At 69.5% G+C, this 19,906-nt stretch carries 25 protein-coding genes and 1 pseudogene; 17 read left to right on the forward strand and 9 right to left on the reverse strand.

Translation table 11 applies throughout. The annotated features are described in order from the left end of the window. Window positions 1-20 precede the first annotated feature (20 nt). Genes HS041_RS01065 through HS041_RS01075 form a run of 3 tightly spaced genes read left to right on the forward strand, consistent with a single transcriptional unit; the run spans window position 21 to window position 3,301 of the window. On the forward strand, window positions 21-1,136 hold the full coding sequence (locus HS041_RS01065; protein ID WP_196438648.1) for a sugar ABC transporter substrate-binding protein: 1,116 nt from the start codon (window positions 21-23) through the stop codon (window positions 1,134-1,136). Window positions 1,137-1,140: 4 nt separating this feature from the next. Further along, a complete protein-coding gene (locus HS041_RS01070) occupies window positions 1,141-1,953 on the forward strand; it encodes an ATP-binding cassette domain-containing protein (RefSeq protein ID WP_230878378.1) in 813 nt (270 codons plus the stop codon). Further along, window positions 1,946-3,301, forward strand: a complete 1,356-nt coding sequence (locus HS041_RS01075; protein WP_196438649.1) for a sugar ABC transporter permease — start codon at window positions 1,946-1,948, stop codon at window positions 3,299-3,301. Before HS041_RS01070 ends, HS041_RS01075 begins: the two co-directional genes overlap by 8 nt. Window positions 3,302-3,329: 28 nt before the next feature. On the opposite strand, the gene HS041_RS39690 is transcribed toward HS041_RS01075, so the two are convergent. Beyond that, window positions 3,330-4,322 carry an anti-sigma factor RsbA family regulatory protein gene (locus tag HS041_RS39690; RefSeq protein ID WP_307845119.1) on the reverse strand — a complete coding sequence of 331 codons (993 nt, stop codon included), beginning with the start codon at window positions 4,320-4,322 and terminating at the stop codon, window positions 3,330-3,332. 319 nt (window positions 4,323-4,641) lie between these two features. Between HS041_RS39690 and HS041_RS01085 the strand changes: the two genes are divergently transcribed. Further along, entirely contained in the window at window positions 4,642-5,613 is a 972-nt protein-coding gene (locus tag HS041_RS01085; RefSeq protein WP_196438650.1) for an NAD-dependent epimerase/dehydratase family protein, read from the forward strand. Between the two features lie 58 nt (window positions 5,614-5,671). Next, window positions 5,672-6,043, forward strand: coding sequence for a VOC family protein (locus HS041_RS01090; RefSeq protein WP_196438651.1), 372 nt, complete (start codon window positions 5,672-5,674; stop codon window positions 6,041-6,043). A gap of 43 nt (window positions 6,044-6,086) precedes the next feature. On the opposite strand, the gene HS041_RS01095 is transcribed toward HS041_RS01090, so the two are convergent. Next, entirely contained in the window at window positions 6,087-6,791 is a 705-nt protein-coding gene (locus HS041_RS01095) for an aspartate/glutamate racemase family protein (protein ID WP_230878379.1), read from the reverse strand. 77 nt (window positions 6,792-6,868) lie between these two features. On the opposite strand from HS041_RS01095, the gene HS041_RS01100 reads away from it, so the two are divergent. The 3 genes from HS041_RS01100 (at window position 6,869) to HS041_RS01110 (ending at window position 8,848) form a co-directional block, all read left to right on the forward strand. Then, entirely contained in the window at window positions 6,869-7,771 is a 903-nt protein-coding gene (locus HS041_RS01100; RefSeq protein WP_196438652.1) for a LysR family transcriptional regulator, read from the forward strand. A gap of 86 nt (window positions 7,772-7,857) precedes the next feature. After that, entirely contained in the window at window positions 7,858-8,193 is a 336-nt protein-coding gene (locus HS041_RS01105) for a hypothetical protein (protein WP_196438653.1), read from the forward strand. 88 nt (window positions 8,194-8,281) lie between these two features. Further along, window positions 8,282-8,848, forward strand: a complete 567-nt coding sequence (locus HS041_RS01110) for a GNAT family N-acetyltransferase (protein ID WP_307845120.1) — start codon at window positions 8,282-8,284, stop codon at window positions 8,846-8,848. A gap of 31 nt (window positions 8,849-8,879) precedes the next feature. Here the strand turns inward: HS041_RS01110 and HS041_RS01115 are convergent, their stop codons facing one another. Further along, complete coding sequence (locus tag HS041_RS01115) at window positions 8,880-9,470, reverse strand: class I SAM-dependent methyltransferase (protein ID WP_196438655.1); 591 nt, start codon at window positions 9,468-9,470, stop codon at window positions 8,880-8,882. Between the two features lie 327 nt (window positions 9,471-9,797). Here HS041_RS01115 and HS041_RS01120 point away from each other — a divergent pair, with 327 nt between their 5' ends. Further along, window positions 9,798-10,433 carry a flavin reductase family protein gene (locus HS041_RS01120; RefSeq protein ID WP_307845121.1) on the forward strand — a complete coding sequence of 212 codons (636 nt, stop codon included), beginning with the start codon at window positions 9,798-9,800 and terminating at the stop codon, window positions 10,431-10,433. Window positions 10,434-10,510: 77 nt separating this feature from the next. Here the strand turns inward: HS041_RS01120 and HS041_RS01125 are convergent, their stop codons facing one another. After that, window positions 10,511-10,735 carry a hypothetical protein gene (locus HS041_RS01125; protein WP_196438656.1) on the reverse strand — a complete coding sequence of 75 codons (225 nt, stop codon included), beginning with the start codon at window positions 10,733-10,735 and terminating at the stop codon, window positions 10,511-10,513. 391 nt (window positions 10,736-11,126) lie between these two features. On the opposite strand from HS041_RS01125, the gene HS041_RS01130 reads away from it, so the two are divergent. After that, window positions 11,127-11,321 carry a hypothetical protein gene (locus HS041_RS01130; protein WP_196438657.1) on the forward strand — a complete coding sequence of 65 codons (195 nt, stop codon included), beginning with the start codon at window positions 11,127-11,129 and terminating at the stop codon, window positions 11,319-11,321. Here the strand turns inward: HS041_RS01130 and HS041_RS01135 are convergent. Beyond that, window positions 11,300-11,446 carry a hypothetical protein gene (locus tag HS041_RS01135; RefSeq protein WP_196438658.1) on the reverse strand — a complete coding sequence of 49 codons (147 nt, stop codon included), beginning with the start codon at window positions 11,444-11,446 and terminating at the stop codon, window positions 11,300-11,302. The two genes, HS041_RS01130 and HS041_RS01135, sit on opposite strands and share 22 nt — an antisense overlap. On the opposite strand from HS041_RS01135, the gene HS041_RS01140 reads away from it, so the two are divergent. From HS041_RS01140 to HS041_RS39875, 4 genes and pseudogenes are all read left to right on the forward strand, one after another. After that, on the forward strand, window positions 11,424-12,014 hold the full coding sequence (locus HS041_RS01140) for a dihydrofolate reductase family protein (RefSeq protein WP_196438659.1): 591 nt from the start codon (window positions 11,424-11,426) through the stop codon (window positions 12,012-12,014). The two genes, HS041_RS01135 and HS041_RS01140, sit on opposite strands and share 23 nt — an antisense overlap. A gap of 273 nt (window positions 12,015-12,287) precedes the next feature. Further along, window positions 12,288-12,638, forward strand: coding sequence for an effector-associated constant component EACC1 (locus HS041_RS01145; RefSeq protein ID WP_196438660.1), 351 nt, complete (start codon window positions 12,288-12,290; stop codon window positions 12,636-12,638). Then, window positions 12,635-14,293, forward strand: coding sequence for a caspase, EACC1-associated type (locus HS041_RS01150; protein WP_196438661.1), 1,659 nt, complete (start codon window positions 12,635-12,637; stop codon window positions 14,291-14,293). Before HS041_RS01145 ends, HS041_RS01150 begins: the two co-directional genes overlap by 4 nt. A 389-nt stretch (window positions 14,294-14,682) precedes the next feature. Further along, window positions 14,683-14,802, forward strand: a pseudogene (locus tag HS041_RS39875) (very short patch repair endonuclease); the annotation flags it as partial. 326 nt (window positions 14,803-15,128) lie between these two features. Here HS041_RS39875 and HS041_RS01160 read toward each other — a convergent pair. Continuing rightward, entirely contained in the window at window positions 15,129-15,347 is a 219-nt protein-coding gene (locus HS041_RS01160) for a DUF397 domain-containing protein (RefSeq protein ID WP_196438662.1), read from the reverse strand. After that, the gene (locus HS041_RS01165) at window positions 15,340-15,666 is read right to left on the reverse strand and encodes a Scr1 family TA system antitoxin-like transcriptional regulator (protein WP_196438663.1); all 327 of its coding nucleotides are present in this window, start codon (window positions 15,664-15,666) and stop codon (window positions 15,340-15,342) included. Before HS041_RS01165 ends, HS041_RS01160 begins: the two co-directional genes overlap by 8 nt. A gap of 194 nt (window positions 15,667-15,860) precedes the next feature. Here HS041_RS01165 and HS041_RS01170 point away from each other — a divergent pair, with 194 nt between their 5' ends. Continuing rightward, window positions 15,861-16,259: a hypothetical protein gene (locus HS041_RS01170; RefSeq protein WP_196438664.1), complete on the forward strand. Its 399-nt coding sequence runs from the start codon at window positions 15,861-15,863 to the stop codon at window positions 16,257-16,259. Between the two features lie 22 nt (window positions 16,260-16,281). Here HS041_RS01170 and HS041_RS01175 read toward each other — a convergent pair whose 3' ends face one another. Continuing rightward, complete coding sequence (locus HS041_RS01175; RefSeq protein ID WP_196438665.1) at window positions 16,282-17,250, reverse strand: AraC family transcriptional regulator; 969 nt, start codon at window positions 17,248-17,250, stop codon at window positions 16,282-16,284. A 125-nt stretch (window positions 17,251-17,375) separates the two neighbouring features. On the opposite strand from HS041_RS01175, the gene HS041_RS01180 reads away from it, so the two are divergent. Together HS041_RS01180 and HS041_RS01185 are read left to right on the forward strand one after the other, a co-directional pair. Further along, window positions 17,376-18,209 (forward strand): NAD(P)H-binding protein, encoded by an 834-nt coding sequence (locus HS041_RS01180; protein ID WP_196438666.1) that lies wholly within the window; start codon window positions 17,376-17,378, stop codon window positions 18,207-18,209. Window positions 18,210-18,286: 77 nt separating this feature from the next. Further along, window positions 18,287-18,826: a DUF4262 domain-containing protein gene (locus HS041_RS01185; RefSeq protein ID WP_196438667.1), complete on the forward strand. Its 540-nt coding sequence runs from the start codon at window positions 18,287-18,289 to the stop codon at window positions 18,824-18,826. Window positions 18,827-18,866: 40 nt separating this feature from the next. Here the strand turns inward: HS041_RS01185 and HS041_RS01190 are convergent, their stop codons facing one another. Then, window positions 18,867-19,727, reverse strand: a complete 861-nt coding sequence (locus HS041_RS01190) for a CPBP family intramembrane glutamic endopeptidase (protein WP_196438668.1) — start codon at window positions 19,725-19,727, stop codon at window positions 18,867-18,869. Window positions 19,728-19,906 lie beyond the last annotated feature (179 nt).

The following is a 19,906-nucleotide window of genomic DNA, read 5'->3' on the forward strand; positions in this document are numbered from 1 at the left end:
CGCGTATCGGGGGGTTCGCGATGAAGACGGTTCGTTGGGTGGTGGGCCCCGTCGCGCTCGTCGTGGTGCTCGGGATGACGGCCTGCGGCACGGCGGGACAGTCCGGGGCGCCCGCCACGCAGGGCACCGGCACCGCCGCACCCGGTGCCACGGACGGCTTCAAGATCGGCCTTCTGCTGCCGGAGTCGAAGACGGCGCGCTACGAGAAGTTCGACCGGCCCTACATCACCGAGGAGATCACGGCCCTCTGTCCCACCTGCGAGGTCGTCTACAACAACGCCAACCAGGATCCCAACCAGCAACAGCAGCAAGTCGACTCGATGCTCACCAACAACGTCAAGGTGCTCATCCTCGACGCGGTGGACGCCAAGGCGATCGCGTCGTCGGTGGCGAAGGCGAAGAACCAGGGCGCCAAGGTGGTCGCCTACGACCGGCTGGCCTCGGGGCCGGTCGACGCCTACACCTCCTTCGACAACGTCCAGGTCGGGAAGATGCAGGGAGAGGCGCTGCTCAACGCGCTCAAGGCGGGCGGCGACCCGAAGCGCGGCCCGATCGTGATGATCAACGGTTCGCCCACCGACCCGAACGCGGGCGACTTCAAGAAGGGCGCCCACTCCGTCCTCGACGGCCAGGTGACCATCGGCAAGGAGTACGACACCCCCGACTGGAGTCCCGACCAGGCCAACACCCAGGCGACCGGCGCGTTCACCTCGCTCGGCGCGGACAAGGTCATCGGGATCTACTCGGCCAACGACGGCATGGCCGGAGGCATCGCCCGTGCGATGCAGAACGCCGGAGTGGCCAAGGGCACCCCGCTGACCGGCCAGGACGCCGAACTCGCCGGCATCCAGCGCATCCTGCTCGGCACCCAGACGATGACCATCTACAAGCCGATCAGGCCCGAGGCGAAGAACGCCGCCAAGCTCGCCGTCGACCTCGGCTCCGGCAAGGCGGTCCAGGGCACCGGGACGGTGGACAACGGGAGCGGCTCCCCCGTCCCCGCGATGATCATTCAGCCGATCGTGGTCACCAAGGACAACATCAAGGACACCGTCGTCAAGGACGGCTTCTGGAAGGTCGAGGAGATCTGCACCGCAGACGTCCAGGCCGCATGCCAGGCCGCCGGGCTCTCCTGACGCCATGGCCGCCATGCCGGAGGGAACGGCGGGGACGCCCGTCCTCGCGCTGGAGGGCATCTCCAAGCGGTTCGGCGCGGTCCAGGCCCTGTCGGAGGTGGACCTGGAGGTGCACGCGGGCGAGGTGGTCGCCCTGGTCGGCGACAACGGGGCCGGGAAGTCGACCCTCATCAAGGTGATCGCCGGTGTGGGCCCGGCCGACACGGGCGAGATCCGCTGGGAGGGCCGCCCGGTCACGGTCACCAGCCCCGGCGCGGCCCAAGGCCTCGGCATCGCCACCGTCTACCAGGACCTCGCGCTCTGCGACAACCTCGACGTGGTGGGCAACCTGTTCCTCGGCCGGGAACTTCGGCATTTCGGGGTCCTGGACGAGGTGGCGATGGAGAAGCGCTCCCGCGACCTGCTGCACACACTCTCCATCAGGATCCCCAGCGTCCGGATCCCGGTGGCGTCGCTCTCCGGAGGCCAGCGGCAGACCGTCGCGATCTCGCGGTCGCTGCTGGGCCGGCCGAAGATCGTGCTTCTCGACGAACCCACCGCCGCCCTCGGCGTCGAGCAGACCGCCCAGGTCCTCGACCTGGTGGAACGGCTCCGCTCCCAGGGGCTCGGGGTCATCCTGATCAGCCACAACATGGTCGACGTGAAGGCCGTCGCCGACCGCGTCGCCGTCCTGCGCCTGGGCCGCAACAACGGTGTCTTCGACGCCCGGGGAACATCGCAGGAGGAGATCATCTCCGCGATCACCGGGGCGAGCGACAACGCGGTCTCGCGGCGGCGTGCCCGCTCGGACTCCCCGAAGGAGGCCACCGATGAGTGATCCCACGAGCGGGCAGACCCCTCCGGGCGCGGCGGATCCCGCCGGTCCCGCCGGTTCGAGGCGGGCCACGGGCCCGAAGCACCGCGCGGACCCCAAGGACACGCCCGGACCGGCCGGGCCCGCCGCGCAGGCCCAGATCGACCCGCGCCTGCTGGTCCGCGAGCAGGGTTTCGCCGGATACGTCGGCGAGTTCAAACGTCGCATGCACAGCGGTGAGCTCGGCTCGCTCCCCGTCGTGGTCGGCCTGGCCGTCATCTGGGTCATCTTCCAGAGCCTGAACAGCCAGTTCCTGTCACCGCAGAACCTGTCCAACCTCAGCGTGGACATCGTGGCGACCGGCCTCATCTCGGTCGGCATCGTCTTCGTGCTGCTGCTCGGGGAGATCGATCTGTCGGCGGGCGCGGTCAGCGGGGCGTGCGCCGCGGTGCTGGCCGTACTCCACGTCAACGAGGGCTGGAGCCCCTGGGCGGCGGTCGCCGCGGCCGTGGCGGTCGCCACGGCACTGGGGCTCGTCCACGGCCTGTTCTTCGCGAAGATCGGTGTGCCGTCGTTCGTGGTCACCCTGGCCGGGATGCTGGCGTGGACCGGCCTCCAGCTCTGGGTGCTGGGTCCCAACGGGACCGTGAACCTCCCCTACGACGGCCTGATCGCCCAGCTGACGAGCACCTACTTCAACCAGGTCATCGCCGCCTACGGCCTGGCCGCCCTCGCCGTGGCCGGCTTCCTCACCGTCTCCATGGTGGGGAACGCCCGCCGCCGCGCCGCCGGGATCCCGTTCCGCACGACCGGCGACGTCATCCTGCGCACCGCCGGTCTGGCGATCGTGGCGTTCGGGGCCGCCTACGTCCTCAACCAGTACAAGGGCCTCCCGCTCGCTCTTCTGATCTTCCTCGCGGTCGTCGTCGCGGCCGACTTCGTGCAGCGCCGCACCCGTTACGGCCGGAGCGTCTTCGCGGTCGGCGGCAACATCGAGGCGGCCCGGCGCGCGGGCGTCAACGTGGCCGCGATCCGCATCTCGGTCTTCATGATCTCCGGTGCGATGGCCGCGGTCGGCGGCATCTTCGCCGCCTCCCGGATCGCCTCGGCCAGCCAGGCGACCGGCCAGAGCAACGTGCTGATGATGGCCATCGCCGCGGCCGTCATCGGCGGCACCAGCCTGTTCGGCGGGCGCGGCACGGCGTACTCGGCGCTGCTGGGCATGCTCGTCATCCAGTCGATCGCCTCGGGCATGGCGCTGCAGGGCGTGAGCAACTCGATCCAGTTCATGGTCACCGGGGCCGTCCTGCTCGCCGCCGTGGTCATCGACTCGATCTCCCGGCGCAGCCAGAAGGCCGCCGGCCGCGCCTGAGATCCCGGGCGCGGCCGGGGCGGACCGGTCAGGCGCCCGCGGCGCCGTCGACGTCGAAGTGGACCCGGACGGTGGTGCCCTGCGGCCCGGTGTGGACGCGGACCAGGTCGCTGAGGAGGTGGGTCACGAGCAGGCCGCGCGAGCCGAGCTGGCGGGGGTCGGCCGGGCGCCTTCCGGCCAGGGGGTCGACGATGTGGCCGGCGTCGCTGACGGACATGAGAACCTGGCCGTCCTCGGACCAGATCCGCAGGGTTCCCGACCCTCCGCCGTGGTCGAGGCTGTTGGCGGCCAGCTCGCTGGCGACCAGCCGCAGGTCCTCCAGGCGCTCGCCGCACAGGCCGATGCGGGCGGCGTGCTCGACGACGAAGGCGCGGGCCCGGCCCAGCGGGTCGTCGCAGAAGCCGGCGCCGTAGCCCATCTCGGCGGCGCCGGGCGGGGCGGGCAGCGGCAGGTTGCACTCCCGCAGGACCCGCTCCAGCGCGTAGTCGGGGCTGGAACGGGCGCCGAAGGCGTCCATGAGCACGGGGTGGGTCCGCTCGGCGTCCTTGATGACCTCGGGGGCCAGGCCGTCGAGGTCGTAGGGGCACAGGATCGTGACGTCCCGGCCGGCGAACGCCGGGTTGATCAGCGCCTCGTGCTGGACGCAGGCGGGGTACTCCGCCTCCGAGCGGCCCGGCCAGATCGGCTCGCCGATGATCCGTACGTGCCTGTCCGGGTGGAGGTCGGCGAAAGCCCGCAGCACGGCGGCGATGATCCTCCCGGGGTTGCGCCCGGCCTCGCCCATGTCGAGCATGCGCACCCGGCCGGCGTCCGCGCCGAGCTCGCCGCGGATCAGCTCCAGGTTGCGCCGCGGCACGGCCACCGCGACCGGTTCCCCGGCCGCCAGGCCGTCCCGGACGAATCGCGTCGTGCCCGCGATGTAGTCGTCGGCGCCCCGGTAGAAGAACGCCGGATGCACGAACGGGTCGGCGGGCGTGCTCCGAGACGGGCCGTGGAGCCCCGCCTCTGGCTGAATCGTCACGCTGACCGCCCCGTAAATAGCCCAACCGACTCTTCCAACGTACCCTCTGCCCCGATTTCCAGGAGAAGCATCCACTCAAATGAGATGGGCACAACTCGAGAAATGTTCGCATCTCCGGCGCACGTCCCCGCAACGCCGGAGGGGCAGGTCACCGGCGGTGAGGCCGCCTTCCGGCACAGGCGGATCATCGGTCCCCGGCCCCGCGTCGGAGGGCGGGAGAGCGCGCTCTCGCCGGTTCCCGACGCGCCGCCGACCACGAGAGCCCTCCCTTTGCCCGTCGCTGACGAGAACCCAGCCGACATAGGGAAAGATGTCCGATATGCGCATTCTGATCATCGGCGGCACCCGGTTCGTCGGCCGGCACATCACCGAGGCCGCGCTCGCAGCCGGGCATGAGGTCTCCCTCCTCCACCGGGGGCGGACCGGCCCCGGCCTGTTCCCCGAGGCGGAGCACCTGATCGCCGACCGCGACACCGGCCTGCCGGTCCTGCGGGGGCGGGAGTGGGACGTGACGATCGACGTCAGCGCCTACCTTCCGTCCCAGGTCGAGACGCTGGCGGACGCGGTCGCCACCGGCCGGTACGTCTTCGTCTCCACCACGGCCGTCTACGCCGCGCCCGGGGCACCGGGCTTCACCGAGGACTCCCCGCTCCACGAGACCGGCGGTCCGGTCCCGGGCACTGTGACCGGCGCGACGTACGGCCCGCTGAAGGTGTTGTGCGAGCGGACCGCGGTCGAGCGGTTCGGCCCCGGCACGCTCGTCGTCCGCCCGACCTACGTGATCGGGCCCTACGACTACACCGGCCGCTTCACCTACTGGGTCAACCGGATCGCCCGCGGCGGCGAGGTCCTCGCCCCCGGCGACCCCTCAGCCCCGATCCAGGTCATCGACGGGCGTGACATGGCCTCCTGGATCGTCGCCATGACGGAGAAGGCCGACGGCGGCACCTTCCACGCGGTCAGCCCGCGGCCGCCGTTCACCTTCGGGGACATGCTGGAGGCGATCGCGGCCGAGGTCGCCCCGCCCGGGACCACGCTGACATGGGCGGCCGGAGACTTCCTGCGCGCGGAGGGCCAGAACGGCCGCTCACTCCCCCTGTGGGGCGAGGACGGCGAGAGCACCGCGATCAACACCGCGGACCCGTCCGCCGCCTACGCCGCCGGTCTCGCCCCGCGCCCGCTCGCGCAGTCGATCCGGGAGATCCGCGCCTCCGAGGCGGATTTCTCCGTCGAGACCACGATCACCCCGGAACGGGAGGCCGAGATCCTGGCCGCCTGGCACGCCCGCTGACCGGACCCTGCCCGCGCCCGTGTGCGCCGCGTCCCGCCTCGCCTGCCAGAATCGGCGCATGCTGGAGATCAGGACGATCGTGCTGGGGGTCGGGGACGTACGGCGGGCGATCGCCTTCTGGACCCGGGCGCTGGGCTACGTCCCGCGCGAGGGCGAGGTGCGCGACGACTGGGCCGTGCTCGAACCGGCCGAGGCCGGCGCCGGGGCCGCGCTGGCGCTCGACCTCAGCGTCTCGCCCGTCCAGGAGCACCCGCGTGTCCACTTCGACCTCTACGCCCGCGACACCGCCGACCAGGCGGCCGAGGTCGAGCGGCTGGTCTCCCTCGGCGCCGAGAGGGTCGACTGGGACCTCTATCCGGAGGACCCCGACTTCGTCGTCCTGGCCGACCCCGACGGCAACCGCTTCTGCGTCATCGACCCGACCCACTGACCCCGGCGGGGGAGGCGCCGGGGTCGCACCGTTCGCCGCCGGATCACGCGCCCGGTGAGGCCAGAGCCAGGTCCACGGCGCGCTCGACGTGGATCCGGGTGGAGTCGAACACCGGGACCGGGCTGTCCTCCGGGCCGACGAGCAGGGTGATCTCCGTGCAGCCGAGGATCACTCCCCGGGCCCCGCGGGCGGCCAGGTCCGCGATGACCCGCCGGTAGGCCGCGCGGGAGGACTCCTCGATCCGGTTGCGGGTCAGCTCCCGGTAGATGACGTCGTGCACCAGCGTGCGGTCGGGCTCGTGGGGGACCAGGAGCTCGATCCCGTGCCCCCGCATCCGGTCGCGGTAGAACTCCATCTCCATCGTGAACCGGGTGCCCAGCAGACCGGCGGTCGTGACGCCCGCCGCGGTGATCCGCTCCGCCGTGGCGTCGACGATGTGCACGAACGGCACCTCGATCGCGGCCTCGATCTCCCCGGCGACCCGGTGCATGGTGTTCGTGCAGAGCAGGACCAGCTCCGCCCCGCCCTCCTGGAGGGTCCTCGCCGCCCGGACGAGCAGCCGCCCGGCCGCCGCCCAGTCGCCCGCGCGCTGCATGGCCTCGACCTCGGCGAAGTCCACGGTCAGCATCAGGCTCCGGGCGCAGTGGTGGCCGCCCCGCCGGCGGCGGACCTCCTCGTTGAGCAGGCGGTAGTACTCCGCCGAGGACTCCCAGCTCATACCGCCGATCAGGCCGATCGTTCGCATCATGCAGGCATCCTGTCCCCGGCGGCGAGCCCTTAGGTAGACCTGGCTTTCTTGGACGACCCCAAAGCAATACTTATGGCATGGACCCGCACCGCCTGCTCGTCTTCCGTGAGATCGCCCGAGCCGGATCGATCGCCGGGGCGGCCCGCGCCCTCGGCTGGACCCAGCCGGCCGTCAGCCAGCACCTTCGCCACCTGGAACGGCGGGCGGGGATGGCGCTCGTGCTGCGCCGCCCGCGCGGCGTCCAGCTCACCGAGGCGGGCGAGGTCCTGCTCCGCCACGCCGACGCCGTCGCCACCCGGCTGCACGCCGCCGCCGACGCCCTGGACGCCCTGGCCCACCTGCGCGAGGGCACCGTACGGCTGGCCGCCTTCCCCTCGGCCAGCGCCACGGTCGTCCCGGCCGCCATGAGCCTGCTGGGCGGGCGCCACCCCGGGGTGGACGTACGGCTCCGCGAGGCCGAGCCGCCCGAGGCGCTCGACCTGCTCTCCGCCGGGGAGGCGGACCTGGCGGTGACGTTCTCTCACGCCGGGCAGGAACCGGACGACCGCCCCGGGCTGGTGCGGGAGGCGGTGGGCGAGGACCCGGTCCTGCTGGTCCTGCCGCGCTCCCACCCGCAGGCCGTTCCCGCCGGCCGGCCGGTGGAGCTGCGCTCGCTCGCGGCGGAGAAGTGGATCGCGGGCTGCGAGCGGTGCGCGGCGGGCCTCCGCCGGGCCTGCGAGGAGGCCGGGTTCGTCCCCGACGTGCGGCACGGCACCGACGACTACGTGGTCACCCAGGCGCTGATCGCCCGGGGCCTGGGGGTCGGGCTGCTCCCGAGACTCGCCCTCGACGCCTTCACCGCCCCCGGCGTCGCCGTCCACCCGGTGCCCGGGCTCCGCCCCCGGCGCCTCCATCTGGCCCATCCCCGCGAGGCCGACCAGATCCCCGCGGTCCGCGCCGCCGTACGGGCCCTGCGCGACACCCTGGCGGCCCCGGCCTGAAGGGGCGGACGGGCCGGGATCATCGCGGACGGGATCAGTACCCTGAATGCTCGAGTTCCGGAACCGATCCCAGGGATGGCCAGTCGATGCAGCCCGAGCGACCGCTTCCGGCCCTGACCCGGGCCGAGCAGGACTTCCTCCATCACTACCTGAGGATCGTCGAACTCCTGGGCCGGATCAACCCGGCCTCCGCCGAGTACACCTATACCGGCGTCAGGGCCGCACAGGCCCTGGTGACGGAGGCGGCCGGGCTACGCGAAGCGCTCACGTCGATGTACGACAGGGCAGAGAAGGAGATCCACCGGGAGCCCCTCGTGCGGGCGCTTCGGATGCTGGGCGCAGAGGAGCGCATCGGCCGGCTCTCCCTGTCCGGGCCGGATCCGGATCCGGACGCCGCTCCCCCGCCCACCGGTGCCGGATGACCCGCGCCCCGGCCGGAAGCCGGCTCCGGCCTCCCGCTCCGAGGAAGCACAGTCCGGCCTCCCGCTCCGAGGGAGCACAATGATCCGGGTGACGACATCGGACGGCCCCGGCGCCGCGTTCGCATCCCCCGTCGACCTGTCGGGACCCGGCATCCGCCTCCGCGAATGGACCGACGAGGATCTCCCCGCGATGGTCGAGCTCTTCGACGAACCGCAGGTCGATCGCTGGACCCCGCTGCGCTCGCCCTTCACGCTCGAGGCCGCGCGGGCCTACCTCGCCAAGGGCCGCGAGGGACGGGCCGCCGGCCTCCGCATCCACCTGGCGATCACCGGTGACGACGGCGGCCCTCGCGGGGAGGTTCTGCTCTTCCGCGCCTCCGCGGAGGACCCCGATGCGGAGCTCGGCTACGTGATCGGCGCCCGCCACCGGCGGCAGGGCCTGGCGACCCGGGCCGTCCGGCTGATAACCGGATACGCCTACGACGCCCTGGCGACGAGCCGCGTGCTGCTGCGCATCGCGCCGGGCAACGAGGCCAGCGCCGCGGTCGCGCGGGCCGCCGGGTTCCGCCTCACCGACGACGAGCCCGTCGTCCGGGACCGCGGTGACGACACCGTCACGCTGCTCACCTGGTGCCACCGCCGGGATCCGGTCTGATCCGCCTCCCGGCGGCCGTCCCGCGCCGCCTCTAGGGAAGGGCCCGGAGCTTGGGGCGGCGGCAGACCAGCACGCGGGCGGGCGGGACGTTCCGCCACACCGTACGGCTTGCGACGATCTCGTCGAACCGCTCGTGCAGGCGGCGGCGGAACTCCTTGGCGGCGGGGAAGAAGCTCGAAGGATGGGCGGAGATGGTGGCGAACGCCGCGTCCGGCCGCAGCACGGCACAGATCTGGTCCAGGATCTCCTCCTGCCGGGCCCCGTCGAACAGGGTCCACGGCAGCGCGCTGACGACCGCGTCCACCTCACCGACGCCGACCGAGCGGAGCAGCCGCCGCAGGTCGGCCGCGTCGCCGTGCACGACGTCGAGCCGGGGCCGGGTGGCCCGCAGATGGTCGGCCAGGTCCCGGTCGATCTCGATGGCGAGATGCCGGCTCCCCGGCCGGAGCCGGGCCTGGACGGCGTCGCTGACCGGGCCCGTCCCGGCGCCGAGCTCGACCACGACGGCGCTGCGCGCGCCCGGGACGACCGTGGCCAGCAGGCGGGCCAGGCGCGCGCCGGTGGGCGCCATGGCGCCGATGGTGGAGGGCCGCTGTACGGCGGCGCTCACGAACGCCCGCACGTCGCCGGGACGGTGTCCTGGGGACTCCTCGTCCGTGGACGGGACGGGCGGGACAGACGTGAGGTGTCGTGCGGCCGGAGAAGAAGGCCTGGCGGACATCATGCGGCATCTCCCTCGGCAGTCCTGCGGAAAGGCGACGGCCCCGTGCTGCCGCCCCTGCCACGGTCCCCTGCCCAGGGAAGGCCGGTGTACTCAACACCTGCCCCGGCGACGGGGTCCCGGACGACGGGCGAATGCCACGTCCGATCAGCGCCGGTGGACCGCACGCCGTTCCGCCAGAGTCGAACCCCGGCCAGAGGCTCCGCGGTTCGATCCGGAAGGACACACGTGCACAGAACCCCAGAACTGAAGGTGATGTACTTCGGAACGCCCGTGGTGCTGATCGGCTCCCGCAACGAGGACGGCAGCGCCAACCTCGCCCCGATGTCCTCCGCCTGGTGGCTGGGGCGGTGCTGCATGCTGGGCCTGGGCAACAGCGCCCGGACGACGGAGAACCTGCTGCGCGAGCGCGAGTGCGTGCTCAACCTGCCGTCCTCGGCCATGGTCGACGCCGTCGACCGGCTCGCGTTGCTCACCGGGTCACCGGTGGTGCCGCCGCACAAGGTACGGCAGGGCTACCGGTACGAGCCGGATAAATTCCCGGCCGCCGGGCTGACCGAGCAGCCCTCGGAGCTGGTCCGGGCGCCGCGCGCGGCCGAGTGCCCCATCCAGCTGGAGTGCCGGGTCATCGCCGCGCACCCGTTCGGCTCCCCCGAAGGACACGCCACGGCCTTCCAGGTGGAGATCGTGCGGGTCCACGTCGAGGAGGATCTGATCATCTCCGGGACGGACTACATCGACCCGGTCGCGTGGGACCCGCTCATCATGAAGTTCTGCGAGTTCTTCGGCGGCGGGGACAACCTCCACCCGTCCAGGCTCGCCGAGGGCTGGAACATGCCTCACGACCTCCGGCAGCCGGTGTGACCGCGGGCCGGACCTGTCCGGCCCGCCTCGGTCCCGCGTCGTCATCCGCACCGCCCGGCACGATCGGCGGCGGGGGCTCACCGACGTGATGCGCGCTCACGGTCGCCGAGCACCAACAGGAGCAGCAGCAGGAGCAGCAGGCCGGCGAACGCGTCGGGCCATCTCTGCTTGGCGTAGAGGGGGGCCGCGACCGCCAGCCCGAGTCCGAACCCGGCGAAGGACAAGCCGATCAGGGGAAGCTCCCACGACGGCGGCGACGCGCTCCCCGCCGCGTCCCAGTCCTCCCGCGCCAGCAGCGGCATGGCGGGAAGAGGGGGATCATCGAGACCAGGAAGCCCATGCCGATCCACGCGGGCGACAGCAGCAGCCCTGCGGGGACCCGCATGCCCCACGGCCGGCCCAGCGCCAGGGCGATCAGGATCGCCGCCCCCGCCATGCCGACGGTCATGCCGTTGATCGCCGCCCAGTTCAACGCACTCCAGGCACCGTCCCGGAGACCTCCGCCGCGTGTGGAATCCGCACCGAAGTCCCCTCCCCGTGCGACGGCCCTCTCACGTGAGCGAGGCGGGGACCGTCTCGGCACCCGCGACTCGCACCGGTCCGCGGCGTGCGTCCGATCATCTCCGGGCCTCGCTGTGAGGACCCTGAGGAAGCCCCGGTGGGGCGCTAACCCGCCGACGCGAAGCCGGTCCGGTGACCGAGCGGTTGCGCCGCTACGAACGGATCCGCTCCCGCCGAGTCGCCCGGGCGGCCGACCTGGCGGCCACCGAGAAGACCGACAAGTACCGGCCGCCGGCCCTGCTGCGTCTGCTCCCCGACAGGCTGGTCACCGCCGGCTACACCGCCTGGCTCCGCCGGGTCAGCACCTACCTCAGCAGCACCGCCTGACCGGAGCCGATCGCGCCGGATTCGACGCCGGGCTCCTTCGCTTGCCAGCGGCCCACCTGATGATCAAAAGTGGTCGCAGGGCAACGATCCCGGGAGGCGTCCATGAGGAAGATCTTCTCGTTCATGATGGTGACCCTGGACGGGTACTTCGAGGGCCGGAACCATGACCTCGGCTGGCACAACACCGATGAGGAGTTCAACGCGTTCTCCTCGGGCCAGCTCGACGAGGCCGGCACGCTCATGTTCGGGCGCCTCACCTACCAGATGATGGCGCAGTTCTGGCCGACCCCCGCGGGGAAGGAGGCCGATCCGGCGGTCGCAGAGCGGATGAACGGCACAGACAAGATCGTCGTCTCGCGGACGCTCGACCGGGCCGAGTGGGCCCGCACCCGGCTCATCAAGCGTGACGTCGCCGGGGAGATCGCGAAGCTCAAGCAGGAGCCCGGCAAGGACATCGCCATCCTCGGCAGCTCCAGGCTGACCGCGAGCGTTCTGCGGATGGGGCTCCTCGACGAGCTGAGGATCATGGTGAATCCGGTCGTCCTCGGGGGCGGCACCCCGCTCTTCGGGGACACGACCTTCGGGGACACGACCTTCGGGGACACGGCCGGCAGGATCGATCTGGAACTGCTCGGGACCAGGACCTGCGGCTCCGGCAACGTCCTGCACTCCTACCGGCCCGCCGCCGCCTGAGACCTCGCCCCGAACGCCCGCCGGACCTGCGTCAGGCCGACCGGATCCACAACCGACCCAGCGAACACCCTTCCTCCTTCCTATCGATTGGGATCGATACGGACATCACAGGCTCATTAGCCAGCGAACAAGCATGGATCTCTACCAGGAACTACGACACAAGGCGAGAAGAGATGCACAAGAAGTCCACTTTCTCTATATTTGCACGCCCATGTGAGGCAAATGACTGTATCATTCACAGCGCAGATTCATAGAGAATTGATAGGGGTTATAATGACTGAAACGGTCAATCTTCGCATAAGTGGAGATTTCGCCGAGCAGGAGCTACGGTCGCTCTACAGCTGGTTAAAGAGAGACCTCGACGCTCTTGACTACATGGATGTTCGCTTGCAGTCGAGGGCCCCAGAACCTGGCGAGATGGGTGACACGCTTGATCTCATCGCTCTGATTGTGACAAGCACCTTACAATGGCCGGCATTTATCGAAGCGCTATCACAGTGGCGCGGTACACGACGTCATCTTCCACAGGTCACCATTGAGCGTGGCGGGACTACTGTCGTAGTCTCTGAGGCAAATTCCGAACTCGTTGTTCAAATTCTCAAGGCGATAGAGGATCACGAGTGAGCCTTCCTGATCCATTAACTTCACGTGCTGTATTGATTGGCACGAGCGAGTATACCCATCTCGACTCTCTCCCTGCCGTCGCCAACAACCTTCAAGCCTTGAGTAATCTCCTGCAGCAGTCCGACCTATGGGGTCTGCCAGCAGAGCACTGCACGGTTGTGCATAATCCTACATCGGTAAACGCCATGATGGATCCGTTGTGGCAGGCTCGAGAAGAGGCCAAGGACACCCTCATTGTGTACTTCGCTGGCCATGGATTGATGCACAGCATGGAGAGCGATCTATACCTCGCCCTGGTTGATTCACATAAGGATCGAATATACAGGGCCGTGGCTTATGACACCGTACGAAACGAGCTTCGCGAAAGCCTTGCGCAACGCAAAATCGTAATCCTTGACTGCTGCTACAGTGGGCTTGCCCTCGGGCTGCTGGGTACCGACGATCCTACTGAGCGTGTCGCAAATAGTGCTCGCGTCACTGGCACGTACCTAATGACGGCGACGGCCGAAAATAGGCCGGCACTCGGTGGCCTGGATACCTATACAGCTTTTACCGGTGAGCTAATCCACCTCATTCGCGAAGGAATTCCAGATCAGCCCGAGCTTCTGGAATTGGATACAATCTTTAAGCATGCCCGCGAGTCGCTGCGAGACAAAGGCCTCCCCACTCCGCAAAAACGTGAGTCGAATCTTGCAGCTCACATCCCTCTGGTACGTAACCGTGCACACAAGAGTCAGAAGCGCTTCGAAGTCAAGGAGTTCTATGGCCCTATCGAAGGAATCCGGACGGGCACCATTTTCGATAACCGTCGAGCATTGCACGACGCAGGTGTGCACCGACCGCTCCAGGCAGGCATCTGCGGCACTGCTGATCGGGGCGGCGCGGAGTCCATCGTCGTTTCAGGTGGCTATAAGGACGATGAAGACTACGGGGACGTGATCATTTACACCGGTCATGGTGGGCGCGATCCCAATACTGGCGAACAGACCAAAGATCAATCAGCCGACGATCCAGGTAACGCTGCTCTCATCAAGAGCATTATGACCGGCCTGCCCGTTCGGGTAATTCGCGGTTCTGGGGGAAATAATAGGTTCTCTCCACCGGCTGGCTATAGCTACGACGGACTCTTCAGAGTCGCCGATTACTGGACTAAGCCTGGCACCGATGGTCCTACAGTGCTTCAATTTCGGCTTGAGCAGCTAGACGATGGCTCTCCGAAGAAAACCGCGGAACTCCATCTGAGTCGCAAACTTCCCCCTGGGCGGCGGGAAGAGGTTGCTCCCGGCGTCTACGCAGACAGGTTACTGGCGCTCGAACTCAAGCAGCTATATAACCACGCTTGTCAGGTGTGCGACACCGTGCTCGAAGTACCAGGGGGTCTGAGGTTCGCTGCCACCGTGCACATCCGCGGGATAGAGCAGCCTCACTTAGGGCCCGACGATAAATCCAACATGCTATGCCTCTGCCCTAATCATCGAGACCTGTTTAAGTATGGAGCAATCACCATTGAGGATGATTTCAGCGTCATAGATCAGACGGATGGCGAGCCGGTCAGCAAGCTCACACTGAAGCACAATATCGATCGTAATCACATTCAATACCATCGCCAGCACCACACCCTCGGTCACCGAAAACTTCGCGATGAACTGAACTAGGGCCCGACACTCGGCTCCAAAGAGATATTTCCGGAAACGATGGGCGACCCTGCATACCAACCAAGTGGCACGAAAATTAGTTGTCGACGATGATCAATTTTTTATGCTGGATAGCGTCGCGCAAATGAATTGCGAATCCGCCAGATCCTTCGCAACGAGTTTTGGCCATTTTGGAAAATCCTACTTGCCGGTAACTTTCATACTTGACGCGTCTACTCTTATTTTCGATCAAAGAGAACTCCTTCTAAAATCACAGCAGGTAGGAGACATTACCCATGGATAGCGCGCTCATTGTTAACCTGTACATCTCGCTGGTCACACTCTAACTAGCCCAGCGTGCGGCTTCTGGAGCGATTCCGGCCATCTCATTGAGGTCTGTGCGAAAAAGCATGCGGACGGGCACAGGGCGGGACACCAAGCCCGAATTCGCCCTACGGCGCGCGGTGCACGCGCTCGGTCTCCGCTACCGGGTGTCGGTTCGGCCGCTTCCGAAGATCCGTCGCACGGCCGACCTGATGTTCGCTAAGGCCAAGGTCGCGGCCTTCCTCGACGACTGCTTCTGGCACGGGTGCCCTGAACACCACACCAAGGCAGCAACCATGCCGGCTACTGGGCCGAGAAGGTCACTCGCAACCGCGAGCGGGACGCCGAGACCGACAGACTGCTCAGAGAGGCGGATTGGCTGGTCGTCCGCGTGTGGGAGCACGATGATCCTGGCGAGGCCGCGATTCGGATCTCCGAACAGGTACGGACACGACGGCTGTGACCGCGGGTTCCCCATACTTTCGAGTCGCTTAATCGATCGACGACCAACCGGATCAAACGCACGATCCCATCAAGCCTCTCCGACACGGTCCTCGTCGAACTCGCCGTTCCTGATGCCGCCGGTGAAGGCCCGCCACTGGTCCGGGGAGAACGTCAGAACCGGGCCGCCAGGGTCCTTGCTGTCGCGGACGGCGACGATGCCGGGGAGGTTGTCGGCCACCTCGACGCAGTGGTTGCCGCTGCCGCTCAGGCTGCTCCTGCGCCAGACGGCGCTCGACAGATCAGTCATGAGACAGACGCTCCCTGGCCTTGGTGATCAACCCCGTGGAGTCCTCCGGGGCCAGAGCCACGTCCCAGATGTGGGCGTACGCCAGCGTATAGCGATCCACCTGATCCGAGCTCTCGACATATATGTCACCTGCCGCGCCCTGCACATAGGCCACGTCAGGATCGGCTTCCTCGGGAAAAGACAACAGGATGAACGCCCCTTCCAGCCCGGCGTGCGCTCCAACGCTGTACGGCAGGACGCGGATCGTCACGTTGGACCGCCGGGCCGCGAACGGCCTGGCCCCCGTGGAGGTGATCGACGACGGCTCGGCCACCACCATGCCCCTCCTCCGTGCCCCTCCTCCGCGCCGCCGCGCCCGACGGCGGGGCTGTTCGCAGTATGTGACCGGCTTCCTTCGAGCGGGCTGGAAGGAGCGTTCCTGCCGGAGACAAGTGATCCCCAAGTGATCGGTACCAGGCTGAGAACCCTGCCGGGGAGGGCCACCGCTCCCCTGCGGTGTCTGAAGGAGGATCCATGACCGCATCCCAGGGCGGGGCCGAGGACGAGCCCTTCGTTCCCAGGAGACTCCGCGACCCCGCCGAGGACCCGCCGCCACCACCTCGTCCCCCGATGAACCGCTGGGTCCGCGTCCTCCTGCTGGTGCTCCTGTTCACCGTCATGGCCGCCGTGCTGGGAGTCTCCCTGCGGGGGATGCGCTTCTCCTCCCCGTCCTCCGACCAGGAGAGCGCTCGGTGCGTGGACACGAGTTCACAGCGGTCCGACGGCACGCACCTGGTCGTCGACGGCCGCAACTGCGAAAGCGGCGGAGACGAGGACGACCGCCGTTACCGCTGGGAGAGCTCCGGCTCCTCACGCGATCTCGACCGCGGGATCCTGGAACTGATCAGGGAGTCGCTGGACGGACGCCGCTAGATCCCGGCCCCGGCGGAGCCTGCTACGCGCCGACGGCCGAGACCTCCTTGCGGTACGCGCTGGGGCTCATCCCCCGGATCCGCTTGAAGGCCGTGCTGAAACCGAACGCGTCGGCGTAGCCGACCCGGCGGGCCACCGAGGTGACCGTCGTGGCCGGTTCGGCGAGCAGGTCGGCGGCGAGCGCCATCCGCCACTCCGTCAGGTACGCCAGCGGGGACTCGCCCACCAGCTCGGTGAAGCGCTTGGCCAGCGTGGTGCGGGAGACCCCCGCCTCCGCGGCCAGGGAGGTGAGCGTCCACGGCCGGTCCGGCGCCTCGTGCATGGCGCGCAGCGCCGGTCCCGCCACGTCGTCGCCGAGCGCGCGGTACCAGGCGGGCGGGACGGACTCGGGCCGGTCGAACCATTCCCGAAGCGTGCAGACCAGCAACCAGTCCAGCAGACGGTCCAGCACGATCTGCCGGCCCGGCCGCTCCCCGGCGAGCTGCGCCTCGAAGTAGTCGCGCAGCGGCCCGCAGTCGTGGTGGTCCGCCACGACGAGCACCGGCGGCAGCACCCGCAGCAGCCGCCTGGGTGCCTCGCCCCGGACGTGGTACGCCCCGGCCATCATCACCGTGCGGCCCTCCAGCTCCCCCGGCCCGCCCGGCTCTCCCCGGCGGCCGTCCCCGGTCCCGGCGGTGCGCGGCCCGGCCTTCACCACGCCGCCGCAGCGCACGTCGAGCGGCGGATGCGGCCGCGCGGCGGCGCCGGGCTCGTCGGCGAACACGAACGGCTCGGGCCCGCGCACGATCGCCACCTCGCCCAGCCGTACGGCGTGCGGCCGGCCGCCGTCTCCCGGGGGGATGATCCATCCTCCCTCCCCGCGCAGCGGCACGCACAGCGTCATGGATGCGCCGTCGGTGAAGCGCAGCGCCCACGGCGGCGACAGCACCGACCGGCCGAAGACGGCGCCGTCGGCGCGCACGCCCCGGAGCAGATCGTCGAAGGGGTCCATGACCGTCAAGATATGCCCGCCGTACGGCCCGCACGCCGTACGGACGCCCCGGACGGACGATCGCGCATGCACGCCGTACGGACGGCCATGGCCCGGTCCCGGTGCCGGCCGGTTGACTCCATGTCATGACGACACATGGGGATCAGGTCCTCGTACTGGGCGCCACCGGCAAGACCGGGCGGCGGGTGGCAAGGCGGCTCCGGGAGGCGGGCCGGACCGTGCGGGCGGCGTCCCGCTCGGGTGAGGTGCGGTTCGACTGGTACCGGCCGGACACCTGGGCCACCGCGCTGGAGGGCTCCTCGGCGGTGTACCTCGTCGCCCCGGACGACCCCGCGCCCGTCCACGACTTCGTCAAGCAGGCGACGGCCTCGGGCGTGCGCCGGTTCGTGGCGCTGTCCGGGCGGGGCATCGAGCACGTGGGCGACGACTTCGGCCAGGGCATGGTCGCCGCGGAGCGGGCCGTGCGCGAATCCGGCGTGGAGTGGACGATCATCCAGCCGAACAACTTCGACCAGAACTTCGACGAGGACCTCTGGCGGGAGCCGCTGCGGGCCGGCCGCCTCGCCCTGCCGATCGGGGACGTGCCGGAGCCGTTCGTCGACGTCGAGGACGTGGCCGAGGTCGCGGCGGTCCTGCTGACGGAGGACGGGCACGCCGGGCGGGTGTACGAGCTGTCGGGGCCGCGCGGGCTGACCTTCGAGGAGGCGGCCGAGACGATCGCGCGGGCGGCGGGCCGGACGATCGAGTACGTGGAGCTGACCCCGGGAGAGTATCGCGGGGAACTGCTCGCCGAGGGGTATCCGGAGGCCGCCGCCCGGGCGCTCGGGGCGTTGTTCGAGGTGCACCGGGCCGGGCACCTGGCCGGGGTCGCCGACGGGGTGCGGCGGGTGCTCGGCCGCGAGCCGGCCGCTTTCGAGGACTACGCCGCCCGGGCCGCGGCCGCAGGCGCGTGGGCCTGACGGTCTGCGACCGCTGCAGTGGCAGTGACACCTGAAGCTTGGACATCTAGTGACAAAAGCACCACTACGCTCGAAGTATGTCCGACCAGTCTGCCTGCCACTGCCTCCTCTGCGAGGAGCACGACGTGACGCCCGACGACGTCGACCTGCGCCTGATGCGGAGCGTCCGGGAGCAGGGGTGGGGGGTCGTCATGATCCCGGAGGACGAGGACGGGCCGGGGTGGGCGTTCACCGTCGGGCTCTGGCACACGCTCCGGTCACCGGAGATCGCCATGCTCGGCCTGCGCGTCGAGGTGATGCGCGACTGCCTCAACACGCTGGGAGCCGAGATCGCGGCCGGGCACGCGGTGGCCGCCGGACAGGAGCGCCACGACGTCATCAAGGACTACCCGGTCGCCGTCCGGGAGGTCCACCAGAGCTGGTACCGGTCGCTGTTCGGCACGGCCCTGTACTTCTACCGCCGTCCGCCGCTCCCCTTCATGGAGATCGTCTGGCCGGACGCGCGGGGGCGGTTCCCCTGGGACAGGGACGCCGTGCCGGGCCTGGCCGAACGCCAGCCGATGCTGTGGGTCCCCAAGGACGACCACGCCCCGGGGTACTGGTCGAAGCTGCCCTGAGGCGGCGTGGAAGCCCGCTCCGCTCCGCGGCGGCCGCTCCTCAGCTCCCCTGGAAGAGCATGTCGATGTAGACGAGGTTGACCGCGACGTGGATCGCGATGACCGCCCAGATGTTGCGGTAGCGCGACCACAGGTATCCCTGCATCAGGCCGAACACGCCCTGGAAGGCCACCATCGAGGCGAGCCCCGGGCCGAGGTCCCCTTCCAGGTGGCTGACGTGCATCGCGGCGAACAACAGGGAGGAGGCGAGGATGGCGGGCCAGCGGCCGTACAGCGTCTCCAGACGGGTCTGCAACCATCCCCGGTAGAAGATCTCCTCCAGCACGCTCGCGGTCAGCAGTGTGATCAGCGATATCACCGCGAGCGTGACGGGGTCGGGCAGTTCCTGGGTCAGCGGCGGCGCGAGCGGGCTGACCTTCGCCAGCAGGAACCACGCCGCCATCGCGGGGAGCGGGGCCAGCCAGACGACGGGGGCCGGGATCGCGCGGGCGGCCGGCCCGCCGTCGCGCAGCAGCCGGAAGGCCGCCAGGGGTACGGCCAGCAGGAGCAGCACCTTGATCAGGGGGTACCACAGGTCCCCCGGCTGGATGATGATCACGATCGGGAACGCGACCGCCGCCGCCACGAGCGCACGGCTCTCCCGGGCGACCCGCCGTCTCGGCAGGCCGGCCAGCGGTCCGGGTACGGCCCGGCCCGGCGGGACCAGACGGGCGAGCGCCATCGCGGCGAGGGCGGGCAGCGCCGCCGCCCAGAGGGAGGCCTTGGCCGCGCCGGGGTCGGCAGAGGCGGTGACCTCGGCGTTCCCGGTCACCGCGAGCCAGAGGTAGGCAAGGAGGAAGACCGCCAGCCCAGCGGCCGTCACGACGGCATAAGAAGTCCTCGGCACATCGGTTCTCACCATGGTTGCGATCATCCCGCGCCGCCGGGTGATCGCCATCCTGCGGCGGTGCCGGACCGGCGTCATCCTTTCGATGTACGCGGCGGAGTGACCTTCCCCTCCGTTTCCCGAAAAAATCTGAAAGGGCAAGAAACAGAGCGCCGTTACCGGACAAGTACCAGGTGATCACATCCCTGGCGGAA

The sequence above is a fragment of the Planomonospora sp. ID67723 genome (assembly GCF_015711605.1).
GTDB lineage: Bacteria > Actinomycetota > Actinomycetes > Streptosporangiales > Streptosporangiaceae > Planomonospora_A.